Genomic DNA, 16,501 nt, shown 5'->3' on the forward strand with positions numbered 1-16,501 from the left:
TCGCCTATTCCTGTCCGGGGCGCGACAAACCCAGTTGCTCGTACAGGTGATCCATCTGGGCGCGCACAGAGGCCAGTTCAGCCTCGAGTTGGTCGACGCGGCTTGACAGGGCGCTCGGGGCGGTCGACGAAGGGGGGGGGGCGGCGGTGGATGGCACGCTCAGCCAGGCTTCATCCACGGGGCCGCACAACAGCTGGGCCCAGCGCTGCTCTCGGGCGCCTGGGGCCCGCGGCAGCTTCTGCACCAGCGGGCCGCCTTTTTCGGCCGAGCGCTCTTGCAACTCGTCCAAAAAGGCCTCGACCGAAGAGATGTCGGCAAAGCGGTGCCAGCGCTCGCTGTTGATGCGCAGTTCGCCCGCCGTCTGGGGGCCCCGCAGCATCAGCAGGCCCAGCAAGACTGCCGACTGGTCGGGTACGCCGAGCACGCGGTTGAAATTGTGTTCGTAGCGCGCGGTGCGCCCGCCGCTGGACTCGACCACCAGGGAAAGGTGTTTGAGCTCGTCCAGCGCCTCTTGGGCCTCGGCGTCGCTGAGTTGCATCAGGGGCTCGCGGCTGGTTTTCTGGTTGGCGCCCGAGACCACCGCGTTCAGGCTCAGGGGGTAGCTGTCGGGCACGGTGCGGGCTTTTTCCATCAGCGTGCCAAGCACGCGGGCTTCGGTGGGGGAGAGGGGGCGCAGGGGCATGGTGGGCAAGGCTTCACAAAGGACGGGTTCATTGTGCCTCGTGGCGGTGCATGGCTTTGGTACAACTTGTGCTTCGGCTTGGGGCATGGACACCCAGCCTCACCCGTCAAGCGCCCACCAGCCCCGGCTGCTGATCATCAACCCCAACACCTCGGCCTCGGTCACCGATTTGCTGTGCCGCCACGCCCAGCCAAGCTGCAAGGAGCAGGGGTGGCAGATCGAGGCCGTCACCGCGCGGCTGGGGGCCCCTTACATCAGCTGCGAAGCCAGCTACGCGATCGCCGCCCATGCCGCGTTGGACGCCTGGGCTGCGGCTTTGGCAGCGCAGCCGTCAGCCCCACAGGCGGTGCTGCTGGCCTGCTTTGGCGACCCGGGCCTGCTGGCCTTGCGCGAATCCAGCCCGGTGCCGGTGACCGGCCTGGCCGAAGCGGCCTTCATGGAGGCGGCTCGAGGCGGGCGCTTTGCCGTGGTCACTGGCGGGGCACGCTGGGCGCCGATGTTGCAGCGCCTGGCTCAGCAATTGGGTTTTGGCGAGGCCCTGGCCGGCATCCACACGGTGGCGCCCAGCGGGGCTGAACTGGCGGCTGACCCGGTGGCCGCGCGGGCCTTGTTGGCGCGGGCCTGCCAGCAAGCCGTGGACCAGGGCGGCGTGCAAAGCGTGGTCCTCGGCGGGGCCGGTTTGGCTGGCCTGGCCGCGCTGCTGCAAGACCAGGTCAGCGTGCCGGTGATCGACAGCGTGCAGGCGGGCTTGCGGGTGCTGCTGTCTGGCCAGGCGCCGGCGCCGGGTGGGCGAACCGAGCCCGGGTTTGCGCCGGCTTGGCAGGGGCTGTCTTGGGAGTTGCGTGCGCTCGGCGAGAGGGGCTGAGTGGGCCTGAGATAATCGCGGGTTGTTCCTGAAGGACCCGGGCTGCTCCGGGTCTGGTCCTGACCCCATGAAAAACATCGTGATCCTGATCTCCGGCGGCGGCTCCAACATGCGGGCCTTGGTCGAGGCCGCCCAGCGCGAGGGCTGGGACAAACGCTGGGGCGCCCGTGTCAGCGCCGTGATCAGCAACCGCGCCGACTCGGCAGGCCTGGCCTGGGCGCAGGCGCGTGGTCTGACCACCGCCGTGCTCAGCCACCGTGACTTTGCCTCGCGCGAGGCTTTTGATGAGGCCTTGGCGGCCTTGATCGACCCGCACCAACCCACCCTGGTCTTGCTGGCGGGTTTCATGCGCATCCTGACCCCCGGTTTTGTGGCGCGCTACGCGGGCCGGCTGGTCAATATTCACCCCTCTTTGTTGCCAGCCTTCACCGGCCTGGACACCCACCGCCGCGCGATTGAGGCGGGCTGCGCGGTGGCAGGCGCCACGGTGCACCAAGTGACGGCTGAGCTGGACCACGGCCACATCTTGGGTCAGGCGGTGGTGCCCATCTTGCCGGGCGACACGCCCGACGCCCTGGCCGCGCGCGTGCTGAGCCAGGAGCACCGGCTTTATCCGTCGGTGGTGGCCCGCTGGTTGGCTGGCGCTTGATGGGGTGAGCGCTGGGCACTCAGGCCCAGCCGACCGGGGTGGCTGATCGGACCTGGGCGCTCTGCGATCAGCGATGGGGGGCGTTCAGGCCATCGCGCTGAGGCTGTTCACCGGCACGTTCCAGTCCTGCGCATGGGCCTGGTAGGCGCGGCGGGCCTCCTGCACCAGCTTGAGCAGGTCTTGTGGGGCGGCGGCGCTGTCCGTGCTGGTGTCGCTGTTGCTGTTCGACGAGGAACTGCTGCTGGAGCTGCTGCTGTCGCTCGTGTTCAGGCTGTTGAGCTGTTCATTGAGCTGGGCGACAAAGCTGTCGGTTTCGCTGCTGCTGATGCTGCCGTCGCCATTGCTGTCGACGGTGTCGAACAGGGCTTGCAAGGGATCGGTGCTGTCGGTGTTGGCCGCCAGGCGCTCTTCCATGGACACCACGCCGTCTTGGTTGGTGTCCAGGGGGTCGTAGGTTTCGCTGGTGCTGCTGCTGGCGCCGCCACTGCGGCCCGGGCCGCCGGGACCGCCCGGCGGTGGGGCCGGCCTGTTGGCGCTGGCCGTGCTGTTGCTGGCACCGCTGTCAGCGCTGTTTTGAGGCCGACCGGCGTCGAATTCGCTGCTGCTCAGGCTGCCGTCGCTGTCGCTGTCGAGCTGCTGGAACAGCGCGGTTGCTTCCGTGCTGGTGGCTGTGCTGTCGCGGTTGCCAGACATGTGTTCGAGCAGGCCTTGCAGTTCCTCCTGGCTCACGGCGCCGCTGCCATCGCTGTCCACCTTGCTGAACAAGTCATCGCCCGCCTGGCCGGTGGCGCTGCCGCTGCTGCTGCTGCGTGATTGGGCGAAGTCCATGGTGGAGGGGGGCGGCAGGATGGACTGCAGGGTTTGGGCCAGCTCCTGGCTGCTCAGATTGCCGTCGCCATCGCTGTCGTTGCTGGCCAGCAGGTCGCTCGCGCTGCTGCTGGCGCTGACGCCGGTTTTCTTGGCCACGTCATCGAGCAGGCTTTGCAGCTCGGTGCTGTCCACGCTGTCGCTGCTGTCGCTGTCGAATCGGGACATCAGGCGTTCTGCCAAGCGCCCGGCCCCGCCTTGGCGCGGCGGTGGGGTGCTGGCGGTCCAGTGGCTGCTGGTGCTGACGCTGCTCAAACTGCTCATGGTGCTTCCTTCCAATCAAAGTAGATGGGCTTCGGCACGGTTGGCATGGGGGGCTGGCGGCACCCGGCGTGGACCCGAATCCATTTTTGACAGGGCCGGTAAAGCCTGTTTGTCCGTTGCGTATCGAGCTTGGTACAAACCCCTCTTTAAAGGCTTGAAAAAGAACAGTAAAGAAGCACACTTTGGGCGTTGCGGGCGTGTACCGGTGCTTACACTTCGCCGTCTTTTGCCCTTGGATTGCCCATGCAACATATTCTGGTGGTGGACGACGACGCAGACATCACCACGCTGCTGGTTCAGTACCTGGGCCGCTTTGGCTTCACCGTGCACGCGGCCTCGGACGCCGACACCATGCGGGCCCAGCTCAGTGCTCACCCCGTGGACCTGGTGGTGCTGGACCTCATGCTGCCCGGCACCGATGGGCTGGCGCTGGCGCGTGAGCTGCGCACCCGTTCCCGCATGCCCATCATCATGCTGACCGCGAGAGGCAACCCCTATGACCGGGTGCTCGGCCTCGAAATGGGCGCCGACGACTACATGAGCAAACCCTTCGAGCCGCGCGAATTGGTGGCCCGCATCCAAACCGTGCTGCGCCGCTTGACGCCGGGCGCCAGCACGCCGCCTGCCGTCGAGGCGGACGTGGTGCACTTTGATGGCTGGGCTTTGTACCGCATGGAGCGCCACCTGGTCACCCCTGCTGGCGTGGTGGTGCCGCTGTCGAACGCTGAATTCAGGCTCCTGTGCACCTTCTTGGCCACCCCCCGTCGCATCTTCAGCCGTGACCAGTTGATGGAGCAGGCGCGCGGGCGGGCCATGGACGCGTTTGAGCGCAGCATCGACTTGCTGGTCTCGCGCTTGCGTCAAAAACTGTCTGACGACCCGCGTGAACCCAAGCTCATCAAGACCGTGCGAGGCGCGGGCTACCTGTTCAACGTGCGCTCGGTTCAAGGCCACGTCGGATGGCAGCGCTGACCCCTCGGTCGCCTGCTGAGTCGCCCGCGCGCTCGGGCTGGCGCCAGCGCTGCCTGGCGTGGTGGAACTGTCCGCGGTGCCGCGCCTTGCGCCGCGTCGTGGTCGAGCGCGTCGTCCCCAAATCCATGTTGGGCCGCTTGGCGCTGCTGTTGTTCGTGGCCGTGTTGTCCAGCCATGTGCTGGCCCTGACCTTGATGTTCGAGGCGCACGACCTGATGGGGCTGGGGCCGCCCCCGCCGCCGGCGTACAGCCACCGCGAGGCGGGGGGCTCGGCGCCTCAGGACATCGAGGCGGAAGCCTTTCAAGGCCCCACGGCTGAGCTGAACCCAGAGGGGGCGCCGCCGCCCCGGCGCCATGGGCCTGCCGGCCTCCGCCCGCAAATTTTTCATGCGGGGCTGGTGGTGGACATCGGGGTGCGCCTGCTGGCCTTGATGCTGGCAGCCTGGGTCGGCGCACGCTGGTTGTCCAAACCCATTGACCGCTTGGCCTCGGCGGCGCGCGAGTTGGGGCAGAACATTGAACGGCCCCCCTTGCCCGAGGATGGGACGACCGAGTGCCGCGAGGCCAGCCGGGTGTTCAACCAGATGCAGGCCCGCATCCGCCAGCAACTGGAGGAGCGCGACCGTTTTGTGGCTGCGGTGTCGCACGACTTGCGAACCCCACTGACCCGTTTGCGCCTGCGTGCCGAAAGCCTGCAAAGCGCCGACGACCGCCGCCAATTTGGCCGCGACATCGTGGAAATGGACGAGATGATCACCGCCACGCTGGACCACCTGCGCGGCGTGGCCGACCCCGAGCCGCTGGTGTGGCTGGACGTCAAGGCCTTGGTGGACAGCCTGGCCGACGACCAGCAGGCCTGCGGCCATTGGGTGCCCGTGCATGGCCGCGCGGGGCCTCTGCGTGTGCAGGCCAGCGCCTTGCGCCGCTGCCTGGGCAATCTGTTGGGCAACGCGATCCGCTACGGTGGTCAGGCCGAGGTGTTTTTGTGGGACACCGGCGAGGAGGTGGGCATTGAGGTGCGCGACCATGGCCCGGGCCTGCCTGAGGCCGAGCTGGAGCGCGTCATGGCGCCTTTTTACCGGGTCGAAGGCTCGCGCAATCGCCACCACGGTGGGGTGGGCCTGGGGTTGTCGATTGCGCGCGATATCGCGCAGCGCCACCAAGGCAGCCTGCAGTTGCGCAATGCCAGCGGCGGCGGCTTGTCGGCGGTGGTGGTGCTGCCGCGCCTGGCCCCGCCGAGCTGATTCGGTGGTTCAGCCTTCCGTGGGGGCCGGGCAGGGGGTGAAGCGCTGAGTGGCTTGTCCGTTGATGTCGATCACTTCCAGGAACATGGCGGCCGGCCGCACCCAGAGCCCGCGGCTGCCGTAAAGCGCGCGGTACAGGGTCATGGGCTCCAGGGTCTCGCTGTGGCGCACGGTGTCGATCACCTCGTACACACCGCCTTTGTAATGGCGGTAGTGGCCGGGCGGCACGCAGGGGCTCAGGGCGGGCAGGTCGAGGTCGTTGGGGGCGGTCATGGTGCTTGGAGGGGTTGGGATTCGGGGCTGGCTTTTGCGTGGCGCAAGGGGCCGAGGCCAGCCGGTCGGGTCGCGCAGCATAGCGCGTTGTCGCTCTGATTTGAGGCCGCTGACGGCGCAGGGCTGGGGTTGAACAGGGAAGCATGGGAAAATGCCCGCTTATGCACCCAAAAGCCCTGCTGGATGCCTGCGCCGAACTGGTCAGGCTCACCCTTCTGTTTGAACACCCCGCTGACTCGGTGGTGTCCCGTTTCTTCCGCGATCACCGCAACCTGGGGCCGCGTGAGCGCGCCACCCTGGCTGAGACCACCTACAACGTGTTGCGGCAAAAGCTGCGCTTCGAGTACCTGGCCCGCTCTGGCTCGGGTCCGCGCGAACGCCGCCTGGCCATCCTGGGCTTCCATGGCCCGCGTGACTTTGTGAAGAGCGCTCTGACCGACCAGGAGCGCAATTGGCTCGACACCTGCGACTCGGTCACCGACGCCGACCTGCTGGAGCCGCACCGCCACAACCTGCCCGAGTGGCTGGCCGGCCCGCTCAAAACCCAGCTGGGCGACGGCTTCTGGCCGCTGGCGGCCAGCCTGAACCAGGGCGCGCCGCTGGACCTGCGGGTCAATGCACTGGCCGACAAGCGCGAACAGGTGCAAAAAGAGCTCAAGGTCGCAGGCATCAAGTCCGAACCCACGCCTTACTCCCCCTGGGGGCTGCGTGTGGACAGCAAGCCTGCGCTGACCAAGCTGGAGGCCTTCACCCGAGGCGCCATCGAAGTGCAGGACGAAGGCTCGCAACTGTTGGCCCTGCTGCTGGACGCCCACCGCGGCGAGATGGTGGTGGACTTCTGTGCGGGCGCGGGCGGCAAGACGCTGGCCATTGGCGCGAGCATGCGCAACACCGGTCGCCTGTACGCGTTTGACACCTCGGGCCACCGGCTCGATGCGCTCAAGCCACGCCTGGCGCGCAGCGGTTTGTCCAACGTGCACCCGGCGGCCATTGCGCATGAGCGCGACGATCGCATCAAGCGCCTGGCTGGCAAGATTGACCGCGTGCTGGTCGACGCCCCGTGCTCGGGCCTGGGCACGCTGCGCCGCAACCCCGATCTGAAGTGGCGCCAGTCGCCCAAGGCGATCGACGAGTTGGTGCAGAAGCAAACCGCCATCCTGCAAAGCGCGGCCCGTCTGCTCAAACCCGGCGGCCGCCTGGTTTATGCCACCTGCAGCGTGTTGCCACAGGAAAACGAGGCCATTGCCGAGGCTTTCTCGGCGGCGAACCCCGACTTTGTGCCTTTGGCTGCAGCGCCAACGCTGACCCAACTCAAGGTGGCCGGTTCCGACGCCTTGTGCAGCGGCGAAGGTGGTTTGTACCTGCGCTTGTGGCCGCACCAGCACGCCACGGACGGCTTCTTTGCCGCCGCCTGGACCCGCAAGCCCTGAGCGACGGCCGTCTGAGGGCGACCCTTTCAGTCACATAACTGTCTAATCCTTGTGGTTAAACAAACTGTGGTTGAAAGGCGAAGGATTAAAATCCGAGATGGAGACGTCTGCGTGGCCGCTCATTTCGGAGTCAGCCCTGCTTTTTTGACGGGCTTCCTCTAGCAAAAGGTTGATACATGTTTTTACCGGATTGGGCTGTGTTGAACGCGGCCATCGATTGGCTGGGCCATGGCCTGTGGGATCTGACCTGGTGGCAAGTGGTCTTGTACACCCTGATCACGACCCACTTCACGATCTGCTCGGTCACCATCTTCTTGCACCGTTCGCAAGCACACCGCGCGCTTGACCTGCACCCGATCCCGCAGCATTTCTTCCGCTTCTGGCTTTGGATTGGCACCGGCATGGTGACCAAGGAATGGGTGGCCATCCACCGCAAACACCACGCCAAGTGCGAGACCCCGGAAGACCCGCACAGCCCGCAAACCCGCGGTATTGAAACCGTGTTCTGGCAAGGGGCCGAGTTGTACCGTGCCGAAGCCAAGAACCGCGACACCATCTCGCGCTTTGGTCACGGCACCCCGAACGACTGGATCGAGCGCAACCTCTACACGCGCTACAGCTGGCAAGGCGTGGGCCTGATGTTGATCCTGAACCTGGCCTTGTTCGGTGGCCTGGGTGCCACCGTGTGGGCGGTGCAGATGCTGTGGATCCCCATCACCGCCGCCGGCATCATCAACGGCATTGGCCACTATTGGGGCTACCGCAATTTTGAAGCGGCCGACGCCAGCACCAACATTTCGCCCATCGGCATCATCATCGGTGGCGAAGAGTTGCACAACAACCACCACACCTACCCGACTTCGGCCAAGTTCTCGGTCAAGCCCTATGAGTTCGACATTGGCTGGGTCTACATCAGCCTGATGTCCAAGATCGGTTGGGCCAAGGTCAAGAAGACCCCGCCCAAGCTGCAACTGGGTGACGTCAAGCCCGTGGCCGACGAGAAGACCCTCGAAGCCCTGATCGCCAACCGCTACGAAGTCATGGCCGGTTATGCCCGTGGTGTGCGCCAAGAGTTGGCTGCTTTGTCGGTCAAGCAAGGCGATGCCTCGCTGATCGAGGCCGCCCGCCGCTGGTTGCACCGTGACGCCGACAAGGTGCCTGCCGCCGCTCAGCCTCAGTTGGCCCAGGCCCGGGTGGCCTACCCGGCGCTGGACAAGATGGTCACCATGCGTGAAGAGTTGCGCCAGTTGTGGCTCAACACCTCGCAGTCGCGTGAACAGTTGACGCGCGACCTGCAGGCCTGGTGCCACCGCGCAGAGGAAAGCGGCATCGCCGCGCTGCGCGAGTTCTCTCTCACGCTGCGCGCTGCCAAGGCCTGATCCGCAACAGCGCCAGCCACCACCGCCCCAGGTCGAATCGACCGGGGCGGTTTTTTTTCGCCCTCTCGCTGGCCAGGGGCGCGACCGGGATGGGTGGGGTGTGCAGTTCATAGCATGCCGCTTGCGGGCCTTCTGTGCGCAAGCTGACCCAGCCATCGCTGGGGCAACGCCAGGCGGCGTGGGGGTTGATCGGGGTGCGGTAAGCCGCGCTGAGCGTCGGGTCGGCAGGCAGGTGATGCAGGCTCAGTTGACCCTGCAGGCAGCGCAGTTCGCTGCCTGCACTCAGGGCGATCAATTGCGTTTGGGTGGCAGCCAGTCGGTGCTGGCGAACGCTTGCGGTGGGGGATGGGGCTGCTGTGTTCATGCCCTCCAGCGTAAAAAAGAGGGGGCTTGAGCAACAGGCACAGTCAGGCTCGCTTGGCTCCGCATCAGTGCAGGTGTTGGGCCTCTGTTCTGCTTCAAATTCCCAACAGCTGTATCTGTTGTGCTTGACTGGCTTGCGGCATCATGGGCCGCATGGCTGTTTCGTCGCGCGACCTTCCCCCTCTTTATCGGCAATGGGCTGAGCATTACCGCCAGGCCATGGTGGCTGGTACCTTGCCTGTGGGGCTGCGCATGCCCTCGGTGCGTGAATTGATGCAGCGTCATTCGGTCAGCTTGTCGACGGCACTTCAGGTCCTGCGCACTTTGGAGGCGGAGGGGTATCTGGAGGCACGGCCGCGGGTGGGGTACTTTGTGCGGGCGCCGGGCGCAGCGGGCCTGGGTGAGACCACCGACCCCGATCCGAGCATCCCGGTACCCCAGCTCAATGGCACGGAGTTCGTGGGCATCAACGAGCGCATCTCCTGGTTGTTGGAGCAAGGGCGGCTGGCCGATGTGCGGATCGATTTGGGCTCCGCCATGCCTGCGCCAGAGCTGTTTGATGGCCCGGCCTTGAACCGGCATGGCGTGGCGCTGCTGCGCGAGTTTCCGGACATCCTGGTGCAGGGCCACTCGCGGCCGGGCACCCATCCGCTGTTCCAGGCCGCAATGGCGCGCCGGGCTTTGGAGTCGGGTGTGCAGGTCGCGCCGCAGGACGTGATGTCGACCCTGGGCAATTCAGAGGCCGTGAACCTGGCTTTGAGTGCGGTGGCGGAGAGTGGCGATGTCATCGCCGTGGAGTCGCCCACGTTCTACGGCCTGCTGCAGGCGGTGGAGGCGCAGAATTTGCGGGCACTGGAGATTCCCAGCAGCTCGCGAACCGGCATCTCCCTGGAGGCGCTGGAGCTGGCCGTGCAGCAGGAGCCGCGTCTGAAAGCGGTGGTGGTGGTGCCCCACCTTCAGATGCCCAACGGCGCCCTCATGCCGGATGAGCACAAGGCGCGCCTGGTGGACTTCTGTGTGCGCCACCAACTGGCCTTGATTGAGGACGACATCTACCGCGAGCTGGTCGAACGCAACGAGCCGCAGCGCCCCCTCAAGGCCTGGGACCGGCATGGGCAGGTCATCTACTGCGTCTCCTTCAACAAGACCCTGGCCCCGGGCTTGCGTCAGGGCTGGATGAATGGCGGGCGCTGGCACACGCGCATCCACATGCTGAAGTTTGCCAAGACCCGCAACATGCAGGTGTGGGCGCAGTTGCTGGCGGCGCGCGCCGTGGAGTCCGCGGCCTATGACCGCCACCTGCGGCGCATGCGGCAGGTGTTGCGCCAGCAGCGCGAGCGCAGCGTGCAGGCGGTGGCGCGTTACTTTCCTGTGGGCACGCGGCTCAGTGTGCCGGCCGGTGGCCTGAGCTTGTGGATCGAGTTGCCGCCCGGGGTGTCTTCATCCCAGCTTTTCGAGCAGGCGCTGGCCTTGGGCATTCGCGTCGCGCCCGGGCCGATGTTTTCCAATTCGGGGCGCTATGAGCGCTTTTTGCGCCTGAGTTGTGGTCTGCCCTTCACGCCCGACGTGGAGGCGGCTTATGCCACCCTGGGTGGCCTGGTCCAGTCGCTGCTGGAGGCCGACCCCTTGCAGCGTTCGGCGGCCTGAGCGCGTGGGACTCGACCCGCGCAGGCATGAAAAAAGCCACCGGGCCAGGGCCGGGTGGCTTTTTGAACCAAGGCGCTGAATTACTTCAGCTTGATTTCCTTGTAGTCCACGTGCTTGCGAGCTTTGGGATCAAATTTCTTGATCAGCATCTTCTCGGGCGTGGTCTTCTTGTTCTTGGTGGTGGTGTAGAAGTGACCGGTACCCGCAGTGGATTCCAGCTTGATCTTTTCGCGTCCGCCTTTGGCTGCCATGGTGGTTCTCCTTAAGCTTGGCCACGTGCGCGCAGGTCTGCGAGCACAGAGTCGATACCGTTCTTGTCGATCAGACGCAGAGCGGCGCTGGAAACGCGCAGGCGAACCCAACGGTTTTCAGTTTCAACCCAGAAACGGCGGTATTGCAGGTTCGGCAGGAACCGGCGCTTGGTTTTGTTGTTGGCGTGGGAAACATTGTTCCCGACCATCGGGCCCTTGCCCGTGACTTCACATACGCGTGCCATGTGGACACTCCTAAGACTGTTAACGGCCAAAGCCGCACCTCGCCACCCTGGCCGGTCAGGGCACTTAGGCTGGCAGGACCCTCGTCGCAGCGGCGGCGCGGTTCTGTTGCCTGGGTGGCGGTGGAGGTAATTTGCATCTTTGGCAAGCAAGGGTCTTTGCGACTCCATGCATGCCTGTTTCAGCAAAGCTAAAGATTATAGCCTGTGGCGCTCAAAGGCTTCAAGCCCTGTCGCCATGCAGGGCTGTGACGGCAGGGGCTCAGACCGCGCCGTCTTGCTCCAGAAAGCGTTGTGCATCCAGCGCGGCCATGCAGCCGGTGCCGGCGCTGGTGATGGCTTGGCGGTAGATGTGGTCCTGCACGTCGCCGGCAGCAAACACACCCGGCACGCTGGTCATCGTGGCAAAGCCTTGCAGGCCCGAGCGCGTGACGATGTAGCCGTCTTTGGTGTCCAACTGGCCCTGGAAGATCTCGGTGTTGGGCTGGTGGCCGATGGCAATGAAGCAGCCGGTCAGGGCCAGGTCTTCGGTGCTGCCGTCCTGCACGTTCTTCAGGCGCACGCCGGTCACGCCCGAGGCGTCACCCAGCACTTCGTCCAGGGTGCGGAACAGCTTGAGCTCGATCTTGCCGGCGGCCACTTTCTCTTGCACCTTGTCGTTGAGGATGGGCTCGGCCTTGAACTTGTCGCGACGGTGGATCAGCGTGACCTTGCGCGCGATGTTGGACAGGTACAGGGCTTCTTCAACCGCTGTGTTGCCACCGCCCACCACGCAGACGTCTTGGTCGCGGTAGAAGAAGCCGTCGCAGGTGGCGCAGCCCGACACGCCGCGGCCCATGAAGTTCTGTTCTGATTCCAGGCCCAGGTACTTGGCCGAGGCGCCAGTGGCAATGATCAGGGCATCGCAGGTGTATTCGCCGCTGTCACCGCGCAGGGTGAAGGGGCGCTGGCTCAGGTCAACCGAGTTGATGTGGTCAAAGATGATTTCAGTCTTGAAGCGCTCGGCGTGCTCTTGAAAGCGCTGCATCAGTTCGGGGCCTTGCACGCCGTGCACGTCGGCGGGCCAGTTGTCCACTTCGGTGGTGGTCATCAGCTGGCCACCTTGGGCCATGCCGGTCACCAGCACCGGGTTCAGGTTGGCACGGGCTGCGTACACTGCGGCGGTGTAGCCGGCAGGGCCCGAGCCGAGGATGAGAACTTTGGCGTGTTTGACGTTGGACATGGTAGAAAGCCTGTTGTTTGGAGGGGGCGACGTTGTTCGGGGCTGCTCAGCAGGGGGTTGAAGTATCCACCCGCAGGCGCTCGGACCCGGCGCTGCGTTTTCAATGACCGCGATTGTAAGAAGCTAAACAAGCCCTTGAGTGGCGCGGTTGAATCCCGCGCGGCCTCGGGTGCGTCGCCCTGAGATGATCGAACATGGCCCAAGGCCTGGCTGATTTTGGAGAAGAATTGACATGACGACCATGGTGTCCAACCTCGAACTGCTGCGGCGTGTGCCGCTGTTCGCTCTGCTCACGGCGCCCCAGGCCGAATTGATCTCGCGTGTGGTGGTGAAGCGGCGCTTCAAGCGCGGCGAAGCTTTGGTCGAGCAGGGCCACAAGTCCGATGCGCTCTACATCCTGCTCAATGGCCGGGTCAGGGTGTTGACCAGCGACAAGCGAGGGCGCGAGGTCATTTTGGCCACCCTGCGCACGGGTGACCACCTGGGCGAGATGAGCCTGATCGACAACCAAACCCATTCGGCCACGGTGCGCGCGGAAATACAGACCGACGTGCTGACGCTGGGGCGTGCCGAGTTCATGCGTTGCCTGCAGGAGAACAGCAGTGTGGCCTACGCGGTCATGAAACGCCTGGTGCAGCGACTGCGCCAAGCCGACCAGAAAATCGAATCCCTGGCCTTGATGGATGTCTATGGTCGAGTCGCGCGCGCCTTGATGGAGCACGCCACGGAGGATGCCGATGGCGCCTTGGTGATCCGCGACAAACTGTCGCGCCAGGACATCGCCAAGATGGTAGGGGCCTCGCGTGAGATGGTCAGCCGGGTCATGAAGGACCTGGAAGAACGGGGTTTTGTGCAGACCGACGAAGACGGTCGCATGACCATCAAAGACCGTTTGTTACAACTGACTTGAACACGGCCCGCAACGGGTGGCTCTTGGCCCCGGGCGAATGCGCTTAAGCTCGGTGCCCCCTGGTGCCTTTATGACCTATTCACTTCACACCCTGACGTCCAATGCCCCTCGCCGGGACGCGCCTCCGCGCTCCGGGATCAGCCGCTTCACCCATGAGATCGGCCTGATTTTGTGGGCCGCCCTGTTGGCCCTTTGGGTGCTGGCTTTGCTAAGCTACCACCCGCAAGACCCGGCCTGGTCCACCTCGGGGGGCTCGCGTCAGGTGCTCAACTGGGCGGGGCGCCTGGGCGCCTGGCTGGCCGACACCAGCTACTTCATGCTGGGGTTTTCGGTCTGGTGGTGTTTGGTGGCCGGGGCCCGGGCCTGGCTGGCCAGCCTGGCGCGCTGGATGCGGGCCGATGACGCGGGCCCGCCGGTGGCGCGCTGGCGCTTTTGGCTGGGCCTGGTGCTGCTGATTCTGGCCAGCGCCACCCTGGAGTGGTCACGCTTGTATCGCTTCGAAGGTTTGCTGCCGGGCCACGGCGGCGGCGTGCTGGGCTATTTGCTGGGGCCTGCGGCCATGAAGTGGCTGGGTTTCACGGGGGCCGCCCTGCTGGCGTTGACGGTCGCTCTGATTGGCAGTGCCTTGGTGTTTGGCTTTGCCTGGGGGCATGTGGCGGAGCGGCTTGGGGGCTGGCTGGACTCGCTGGTGCAGTCGCGCCGCAAGAAGAGCGAGATTGCGGAAGACCTGGCGGTTGGCAAGCGCGCGGCGCGTGAGCGTGAGGAAGTGGTGCTGGAAGAGCGCATCGAAAGCCGTGAACACCATCCGAAGCCGGTGCAGATCATGGAGCCCGTGATGGTCGAGGTGCCCAAGAGCGAGCGCGTGGTCAAAGAGCGCCAGAAGCCCTTGTTCACCGAAATGCCCGACAGCAAGCTGCCGCAGGTCGATTTGCTCGACGGCGCCTTGCTGCGCCAGGAGACGGTTTCGCCCGAGACGCTGGAAATGACCAGCCGCCTGATTGAGAAAAAGCTCAAGGACTTTGGGGTCGAGGTGCGGGTGGTTCTGGCCTCGCCGGGGCCGGTGATCACGCGCTACGAGATCGAGCCGGCCACCGGGGTCAAGGGCTCCCAGGTGGTGAACCTGGCCAAGGACTTGGCTCGGTCGCTGAGCCTGGTGTCGATCCGGGTCATCGAAACCATCCCGGGCAAAAACTACATGGCGCTGGAGCTGCCCAACGCCAAGCGCCAGACCATCAAGCTCAGCGAAATCCTGGGTTCGCAGATTTACCACGAGGCCAAGTCCATGCTGACCATGGGCTTGGGCAAGGACATCATTGGCAACCCGGTGGTGGCCGACCTGGCCAAGATGCCCCACGTGCTGGTGGCAGGGACCACGGGCTCGGGCAAGTCGGTGGGGATCAACGCGATGATCCTGTCCCTGCTCTACAAGGCCGAGGCACGCGACGTGCGCCTGCTGATGATCGATCCCAAGATGCTGGAAATGTCGGTCTACGAAGGCATTCCCCACCTGTTGGCGCCGGTCGTCACCGACATGAAGCAGGCTGCCAATGGCCTGACCTGGTGTGTGGCTGAGATGGAGCGCCGCTACAAGCTCATGAGCAAGCTCGGCGTGCGCAACCTGGCCGGTTACAACGCCAAGATCGACGAAGCCCAGGCGCGCGAGGAGTTCATCTACAACCCCTTCAGCCTGACGCCCGAAAGCCCCGAGCCGCTGCAGCGCCTGCCCCACATCGTGGTGGTGATCGATGAATTGGCCGACCTGATGATGGTGGTGGGCAAGAAGATCGAAGAACTGATCGCTCGCCTGGCCCAAAAAGCGCGTGCGGCCGGCATCCATTTGATTTTGGCCACCCAACGGCCCAGCGTGGATGTGATCACCGGTCTGATCAAGGCCAACATCCCGACCCGCATCGCCTTCCAGGTGAGCAGCAAGATCGACAGCCGCACCATCCTTGACCAGATGGGCGCTGAAGCCTTGCTGGGCATGGGCGACATGCTGTACATGCCCTCGGGCACCGGTTTCCCGGTGCGCGTGCACGGGGCTTTTGTCAGCGACGAGGAGGTGCACCGCGTGGTCAGCTACCTCAAGAGCCAGGGCGACCCTGACTACATCGAGGGCGTGCTCGAAGGGGGGACGGTCGATGGCGAAGATGGCGCTGGCGACGCAGGCGGTGACGCCGGCGGTGAAAAAGACCCCATGTATGACCAGGCCGTGGAGGTGGTGCTCAAGGACCGCAAGGCCAGCATTTCCTACGTGCAGCGCAAACTGCGCATTGGCTACAACCGCTCGGCTCGTTTGCTGGAAGACATGGAGAAGGCCGGCTTGGTCAGCTCTTTGACCAGCAGCGGCCAGCGCGATGTGCTGGTGCCCCACCGCAACAGCGAGTCCTGATCCGGGCGCCGCCCGCTGACGCCCGCCATGGGGGCCATTCCTGTTGAAGGAACGAAGTCCCCTGGCGCGGCTCACACGGGCTTAGCCTTTCCCCGATACCCTCGCTTGGAGCTTGTGTCCATGAAATCTCGTTTTTTGCTGTTGGCCTGCCTGGCCGGTGCGTCCTGGTCGGCTTGGGCCGATGGCTTGCAAGCCCTGGAGTCCTTTGTCAAAAACACCCGCACCGGCCGCGCCGAGTTCACCCAGGTGGTGACGGCGCCGCTGCGCGACGGCCAGACCACGGCGCGCAGCAAAAGCTCCACGGGCAGTTTTGAGTTTCAGCGACCGTCGCACTTCCGGTTTCTGTACCGCAAGCCTTTTGAGCAGGCGTTGGTGGCAGACGGTCAAACCGTGTGGCTGTATGACGTGGACCTGAATCAGGTCACCGCGCGCAAGCAGGCCCAGGTGCTTGGCTCCACGCCGGCCGCGCTGCTGGCCTCGGCGCCTGACCTCAAGGCTTTGCAGGCCGACTTCAAGCTCAGTGCCGCCCCAGAGCAAGACGGCCAGCAGTGGGTGCAAGCCTTGCCCAAGGCGCGTGATGCTCAAATTCAGAGCGTGCGCATTGGTTTTCGTGGCGAGCAGTTGGCCACGCTGGACATCCTGGACAGCTTTGGCCAACGCTCGGTGCTGAGCTTCACGGGCTTCCAGGCCAATCCGGTGCTGCCGCCTGAGACCTTCCAGTTCAAGCCACCGGCAGGCGCTGATGTGGTGCGTCAATGAATTGGGGCGCCCAATGTTGGTGGATTCATGCGCCTAAATCGGGTATTTGAGCGCGAATGGGACGTTCGGGTGCCCAGGTTTGGGGCGTTT

The 16,501-nt window shown here is 65.0% G+C and carries 17 protein-coding genes; 10 read left to right on the plus strand and 7 right to left on the minus strand.

The window, feature by feature from the left end; genetic code table 11:
* Positions 1-4: 4 nt before the first annotated feature.
* Positions 5-691, minus strand: coding sequence for a YceH family protein (locus PSQ39_RS18665; RefSeq protein WP_409242055.1), 687 nt, complete (start codon positions 689-691; stop codon positions 5-7).
* Positions 692-767: 76 nt separating this feature from the next.
* Here PSQ39_RS18665 and PSQ39_RS18670 point away from each other — a divergent pair, with 76 nt between their 5' ends.
* Both PSQ39_RS18670 and purN read left to right on the plus strand, forming a co-directional pair.
* Positions 768-1,547 (plus strand): aspartate/glutamate racemase family protein, encoded by a 780-nt coding sequence (locus tag PSQ39_RS18670; RefSeq protein WP_273928640.1) that lies wholly within the window; start codon positions 768-770, stop codon positions 1,545-1,547.
* 67 nt (positions 1,548-1,614) lie between these two features.
* Positions 1,615-2,196, plus strand: coding sequence for a phosphoribosylglycinamide formyltransferase (gene purN / locus PSQ39_RS18675; RefSeq protein WP_273928642.1), 582 nt, complete (start codon positions 1,615-1,617; stop codon positions 2,194-2,196).
* Positions 2,197-2,280: 84 nt separating this feature from the next.
* On the opposite strand, the gene xopAW is transcribed toward purN, so the two are convergent.
* On the minus strand, positions 2,281-3,327 hold the full coding sequence (gene xopAW / locus PSQ39_RS18680; RefSeq protein WP_273928644.1) for a XopAW family type III secretion system calcium-binding effector: 1,047 nt from the start codon (positions 3,325-3,327) through the stop codon (positions 2,281-2,283).
* A 243-nt stretch (positions 3,328-3,570) separates the two neighbouring features.
* Between xopAW and PSQ39_RS18685 the strand changes: the two genes are divergently transcribed.
* Both PSQ39_RS18685 and PSQ39_RS18690 read left to right on the plus strand, forming a co-directional pair.
* The gene (locus PSQ39_RS18685) at positions 3,571-4,299 is read left to right on the plus strand and encodes a response regulator (protein WP_273928646.1); all 729 of its coding nucleotides are present in this window, start codon (positions 3,571-3,573) and stop codon (positions 4,297-4,299) included.
* Positions 4,287-5,543, plus strand: coding sequence for an ATP-binding protein (locus PSQ39_RS18690; RefSeq protein ID WP_273928648.1), 1,257 nt, complete (start codon positions 4,287-4,289; stop codon positions 5,541-5,543). Before PSQ39_RS18685 ends, PSQ39_RS18690 begins: the two co-directional genes overlap by 13 nt.
* 9 nt (positions 5,544-5,552) lie before the next feature.
* On the opposite strand, the gene PSQ39_RS18695 is transcribed toward PSQ39_RS18690, so the two are convergent.
* Positions 5,553-5,816, minus strand: a complete 264-nt coding sequence (locus PSQ39_RS18695) for a DUF1653 domain-containing protein (protein WP_273928650.1) — start codon at positions 5,814-5,816, stop codon at positions 5,553-5,555.
* A gap of 161 nt (positions 5,817-5,977) precedes the next feature.
* On the opposite strand from PSQ39_RS18695, the gene PSQ39_RS18700 reads away from it, so the two are divergent.
* Positions 5,978-7,246: an RsmB/NOP family class I SAM-dependent RNA methyltransferase gene (locus PSQ39_RS18700; protein ID WP_273928652.1), complete on the plus strand. Its 1,269-nt coding sequence runs from the start codon at positions 5,978-5,980 to the stop codon at positions 7,244-7,246.
* 176 nt (positions 7,247-7,422) lie between these two features.
* On the plus strand, positions 7,423-8,625 hold the full coding sequence (locus tag PSQ39_RS18705; RefSeq protein WP_273928654.1) for a DesA family fatty acid desaturase: 1,203 nt from the start codon (positions 7,423-7,425) through the stop codon (positions 8,623-8,625).
* Here PSQ39_RS18705 and PSQ39_RS18710 read toward each other — a convergent pair.
* Positions 8,600-8,989, minus strand: a complete 390-nt coding sequence (locus PSQ39_RS18710) for a hypothetical protein (RefSeq protein WP_273928656.1) — start codon at positions 8,987-8,989, stop codon at positions 8,600-8,602. The two genes, PSQ39_RS18705 and PSQ39_RS18710, sit on opposite strands and share 26 nt — an antisense overlap.
* Positions 8,990-9,141: 152 nt before the next feature.
* On the opposite strand from PSQ39_RS18710, the gene PSQ39_RS18715 reads away from it, so the two are divergent.
* Positions 9,142-10,635, plus strand: a complete 1,494-nt coding sequence (locus PSQ39_RS18715) for an aminotransferase-like domain-containing protein (RefSeq protein ID WP_273928658.1) — start codon at positions 9,142-9,144, stop codon at positions 10,633-10,635.
* A gap of 80 nt (positions 10,636-10,715) precedes the next feature.
* Here the strand turns inward: PSQ39_RS18715 and rpmG are convergent, their stop codons facing one another.
* From rpmG to trxB, 3 genes are all read right to left on the minus strand, one after another.
* A complete protein-coding gene (gene rpmG, locus PSQ39_RS18720; RefSeq protein ID WP_019574658.1) occupies positions 10,716-10,886 on the minus strand; it encodes a 50S ribosomal protein L33 in 171 nt (56 codons plus the stop codon).
* Between the two features lie 11 nt (positions 10,887-10,897).
* Complete coding sequence (gene rpmB / locus PSQ39_RS18725) at positions 10,898-11,131, minus strand: 50S ribosomal protein L28 (protein WP_057676948.1); 234 nt, start codon at positions 11,129-11,131, stop codon at positions 10,898-10,900.
* Positions 11,132-11,390: 259 nt separating this feature from the next.
* Positions 11,391-12,350, minus strand: coding sequence for a thioredoxin-disulfide reductase (gene trxB, locus PSQ39_RS18730; protein WP_273928666.1), 960 nt, complete (start codon positions 12,348-12,350; stop codon positions 11,391-11,393).
* Between the two features lie 232 nt (positions 12,351-12,582).
* Here trxB and PSQ39_RS18735 point away from each other — a divergent pair, with 232 nt between their 5' ends.
* From PSQ39_RS18735 to lolA, 3 genes are all read left to right on the plus strand, one after another.
* The gene (locus PSQ39_RS18735; RefSeq protein ID WP_273928668.1) at positions 12,583-13,260 is read left to right on the plus strand and encodes a Crp/Fnr family transcriptional regulator; all 678 of its coding nucleotides are present in this window, start codon (positions 12,583-12,585) and stop codon (positions 13,258-13,260) included.
* A 70-nt stretch (positions 13,261-13,330) separates the two neighbouring features.
* Positions 13,331-15,652 (plus strand): DNA translocase FtsK, encoded by a 2,322-nt coding sequence (locus tag PSQ39_RS18740; protein ID WP_273928670.1) that lies wholly within the window; start codon positions 13,331-13,333, stop codon positions 15,650-15,652.
* A 120-nt stretch (positions 15,653-15,772) separates the two neighbouring features.
* Complete coding sequence (gene lolA, locus PSQ39_RS18745; RefSeq protein ID WP_273928672.1) at positions 15,773-16,411, plus strand: outer membrane lipoprotein chaperone LolA; 639 nt, start codon at positions 15,773-15,775, stop codon at positions 16,409-16,411.
* The last annotated feature ends 90 nt before the right edge of the window (positions 16,412-16,501 follow it).

Origin of the sequence: Curvibacter microcysteis, assembly GCF_028649455.1 — a bacterium.
Lineage (GTDB): Bacteria > Pseudomonadota > Gammaproteobacteria > Burkholderiales > Burkholderiaceae_C > Curvibacter > Curvibacter microcysteis.

Bases quoted from the DNA above. Each gene is read 5' to 3' on its own strand.
- PSQ39_RS18685 (WP_273928646.1), top strand. From the start codon at position 3,571: ATGCAACATATTCTGGTGGTGGACGACGACGCAGACATCACCACGCTG.
- PSQ39_RS18735 (WP_273928668.1), top strand. From the start codon at position 12,583: ATGACGACCATGGTGTCCAACCTCGAACTGCTGCGGCGTGTGCCGCTG.
- rpmB (WP_057676948.1), bottom strand. From the start codon at position 11,131: ATGGCACGCGTATGTGAAGTCACGGGCAAGGGCCCGATGGTCGGGAAC.
- lolA (WP_273928672.1), top strand. From the start codon at position 15,773: ATGAAATCTCGTTTTTTGCTGTTGGCCTGCCTGGCCGGTGCGTCCTGG.
- PSQ39_RS18710 (WP_273928656.1), bottom strand. From the start codon at position 8,989: ATGAACACAGCAGCCCCATCCCCCACCGCAAGCGTTCGCCAGCACCGA.
- xopAW (WP_273928644.1), bottom strand. From the start codon at position 3,327: ATGAGCAGTTTGAGCAGCGTCAGCACCAGCAGCCACTGGACCGCCAGC.
- PSQ39_RS18700 (WP_273928652.1), top strand. From the start codon at position 5,978: ATGCACCCAAAAGCCCTGCTGGATGCCTGCGCCGAACTGGTCAGGCTC.
- PSQ39_RS18715 (WP_273928658.1), top strand. From the start codon at position 9,142: ATGGCTGTTTCGTCGCGCGACCTTCCCCCTCTTTATCGGCAATGGGCT.
- PSQ39_RS18695 (WP_273928650.1), bottom strand. From the start codon at position 5,816: ATGACCGCCCCCAACGACCTCGACCTGCCCGCCCTGAGCCCCTGCGTG.
- trxB (WP_273928666.1), bottom strand. From the start codon at position 12,350: ATGTCCAACGTCAAACACGCCAAAGTTCTCATCCTCGGCTCGGGCCCT.
- PSQ39_RS18690 (WP_273928648.1), top strand. From the start codon at position 4,287: ATGGCAGCGCTGACCCCTCGGTCGCCTGCTGAGTCGCCCGCGCGCTCG.
- PSQ39_RS18705 (WP_273928654.1), top strand. From the start codon at position 7,423: ATGTTTTTACCGGATTGGGCTGTGTTGAACGCGGCCATCGATTGGCTG.
- purN (WP_273928642.1), top strand. From the start codon at position 1,615: ATGAAAAACATCGTGATCCTGATCTCCGGCGGCGGCTCCAACATGCGG.
- PSQ39_RS18740 (WP_273928670.1), top strand. From the start codon at position 13,331: ATGACCTATTCACTTCACACCCTGACGTCCAATGCCCCTCGCCGGGAC.
- rpmG (WP_019574658.1), bottom strand. From the start codon at position 10,886: ATGGCAGCCAAAGGCGGACGCGAAAAGATCAAGCTGGAATCCACTGCG.
- PSQ39_RS18670 (WP_273928640.1), top strand. From the start codon at position 768: ATGGACACCCAGCCTCACCCGTCAAGCGCCCACCAGCCCCGGCTGCTG.